Annotated in this window: 4 protein-coding genes; 3 read left to right on the top strand and 1 reads right to left on the bottom strand. The window is 38.3% G+C overall.

Annotation, left to right across the window (positions count from 1 at the left end; genetic code table 11):
* Nucleotides 1-608 (bottom strand): phosphatase PAP2 family protein (locus ACOVO2_RS03345; protein ID WP_421768608.1); only part of this gene is annotated, 608 nt, incomplete at its 3' end.
* Nucleotides 609-671: 63 nt separating this feature from the next.
* On the opposite strand from ACOVO2_RS03345, the gene ACOVO2_RS03340 reads away from it, so the two are divergent.
* The 3 genes from ACOVO2_RS03340 to plsX form a co-directional block, all read left to right on the top strand.
* Nucleotides 672-1,214, top strand: coding sequence for a YceD family protein (locus tag ACOVO2_RS03340; protein ID WP_421768607.1), 543 nt, complete (start codon nt 672-674; stop codon nt 1,212-1,214).
* A 91-nt stretch (nt 1,215-1,305) separates the two neighbouring features.
* On the top strand, nt 1,306-1,497 hold the full coding sequence (gene rpmF / locus ACOVO2_RS03335; RefSeq protein ID WP_188770167.1) for a 50S ribosomal protein L32: 192 nt from the start codon (nt 1,306-1,308) through the stop codon (nt 1,495-1,497).
* A gap of 281 nt (nt 1,498-1,778) precedes the next feature.
* The coding region (plsX, locus tag ACOVO2_RS03330) for a phosphate acyltransferase PlsX (RefSeq protein ID WP_421768606.1) at nt 1,779-2,653 on the top strand (875 nt) is incomplete at its 3' end.

The raw sequence follows: 2,653 nt of genomic DNA, 5'->3' as shown, positions 1-2,653 counted from the left end.
TTAGCTCCCTTTAGGGCGGGGGGTATCCCCACTCCCAAGACACTTCCAGCAAAGACATCTCTCGGAAAATGCTGAAAAAGATACATTCGAGAATAGCCCACGAGCATGGCAAGCAACAAGGCAATGATTGCTGGGGAAGTTTTTTTCTGCACAAATAGACACACACACGCGAAAGCAAAGGCCGTCATGGTATGCCCCGACGGAAAACTCTGCCAATGGTGCATCGTTACGCCATCAACCAAGTGAATGGCTTGGCCCGAATGTTGATAAACTTCAATTGGTCGTGGATAATTAAAGATGTTTTTCAACGATACCGACACCAAAACTTTTGATAGCCAACTAATTAGAAGTACTTTTATCACTTGGTTATTCTCAATTCCTTTTACGTACTTTTCAAAAGCGAAATAAAAGAATACACCAAGCCAAACAGTATCCTCACCAAGTAGTGTAATGTACCGAAAAAAGCTATCTGACAGTGAGTTATGATGTTGGTTTATCCAAAACATTATCTCGGTTGGCGAAAAAAGTAGCTGCAAAACAGCCCCCAAAATCACCCAAATGAAGAAAATAATGAAAAATAAACGATTATTAGTAAGTATTTTAAGCATTTTCTCTAAGAAACTTTCTTAATTCCAAAATTAGCCGTAAATTTGCAACCTTTCTGTGAAAACGTGAGCAAGATACTATCAAAATACGACATTAACATTCAAGGACTCGAAGAAAAGGTTCATACGTTTGAATTCGAGGGCGATGATAAGTTTTTTGGGGCTTTCGAGCAGAGCTTTATTACGAAGGGGAATTTTAAAGCCATCGTAAGACTCAACAAGAATTCCGCATTGATTCAGCTGGACTTCGATATTACGGCAACCGTCGAATTGACATGCGACCGTAGTCTTGAGCTTTTCGATGAAGAATTAGAGGTTGAAGAAAGATACATTTATAAATTTGGCGACCGTCACGAAGAAATTACCGACGAAATCGAAATGATTCCTCACGGAACCGCCACCATCAATATCGCACAGCACATTTATGACTTTATTGGCATTTCGCTTCCGATGAAGAAGCTACATCCAAGATTCAGAGATGAAGATATTGAAGAAGAAGGCTTACTGGTTTATACTTCCGAAAAAGAAGAAGAGCCAACCGACGAGCCAAAAGAGCAAGAAATCGATCCAAGATGGGCAGCTCTCAGTAAATTAAGAATGAATAATTAAGAAATAAGAATGAGCTTTTAAGCTATATATTCTTTTTCGCTAATTAATTTAGGTATATAAATTTTGTAAATAGTTAATTGTTAATAGTAAAATGGCACATCCTAAGAGAAGACATTCGACAACAAGAAGAGATAAGCGTAGAACGCACGATTCTTTATCAACTAAAGCCTTATCGGTAGATGCTACTACTGGCGAAATTCACGTTCGTCATCGTGCACACGTATTTGAAGGCAACTTATTCTACAAAGGCAAATTAGTTGCTGAAGGCTACCAAAAAGCTTAATAATACTTGTGGCTGGATACTGGTTACTTATCCAATGTTACTTAATTAAAAAAATTAGCGATTAATAATTAACGATTGTTGATTATTGATAAAGTCAAATTAGATAAATAATATATTTTCGTAATAGAAAATGTTATTTTACATCAAAAATCTCCAATTTGCAATCGTTAATCATCAATAAGATAATATTGGTTACTTATTCAATTATGTATAAAATATACAACGAATGCCAGTAGCCGTTACCCAAAAACAAATATTTACTCAACCAAGAGATTGCTTTTATGAAAATTGCCGTAGATGTTATGGGGGGTGATTTTGCTCCCAAAGCTATCGTCGAAGGTGCTGTCATTGCCGCCAACCAATTACCCGAAGGCGTAAAGCTGGTGTTGATTGGCAAACAAAGTATAATGCTTGATATTTTACGAACGATGAAATATCCTGCTCATGCTATTGAAATGGTTAATGCTGACGATGTTATCGAGATGGGTGAACATCCTACAAGGGCTTTTTCTCAGAAACCCAATTCCAGCATTGGAGTTGGGTTTAAACTTTTAAAGGAGAAACAAGTCGATGCTTTTTGTAGTGCCGGAAATACGGGTGCTATGATGGTAGGTTCACTCTTTACAGTTAAAACCGTTGGAAATATCCAACGCCCACCCATTGCGGGTTTTCTTCCCCTAAAAAATGGCGGATATAGTCTAATGCTTGATATTGGTGCTAACGCCGACTGCAAACCCGAAGTTTTGGCCGAATTTGCCGAACTTGGCTCGCTTTATACAAAATTCTCATTCGGAATCGAAAATCCTAAAGTTGCTCTTCTCAATATTGGCGAAGAAGAACAAAAAGGCTCAACCGTCGTACAAGCTGCCCATCAGTTATTGAAAATCAACAAAAAAATCAATTTTATTGGTAATGTTGAGGGAAGAGACTTGTTTGATGGCAAAGCCGACGTAATCGTAACCGAAGGTTTTACTGGAAATGTTATCTTCAAAATGGGCGAATCGTTCTACGATTATGCCGCCGAAAAAGGTATCAAAGACCCCCTCATCGACCGTATGAACTACGAAGTAAGTGGCGGAAGTCCGATTATTGGTATCAAAGGCAACGTAATTGTGGCACACGGCATTTCGTCGCCCGAAGCTATCAAAAACATGAT

The sequence above is a fragment of the Emticicia sp. genome (assembly GCF_049241225.1).
Taxonomy (GTDB): Bacteria; Bacteroidota; Bacteroidia; order Cytophagales; family Spirosomataceae; genus Emticicia.
The sequence above is the reverse complement of the archived record's forward strand: the minus strand, read 5'-3'. Positions and strand labels throughout refer to the sequence as shown.

Excerpts from the sequence above, each read along its gene's own strand:
- rpmF (WP_188770167.1), top strand. The coding sequence starts at position 1,306 with ATGGCACATCCTAAGAGAAGACATTCGACAACAAGAAGAGATAAGCGT.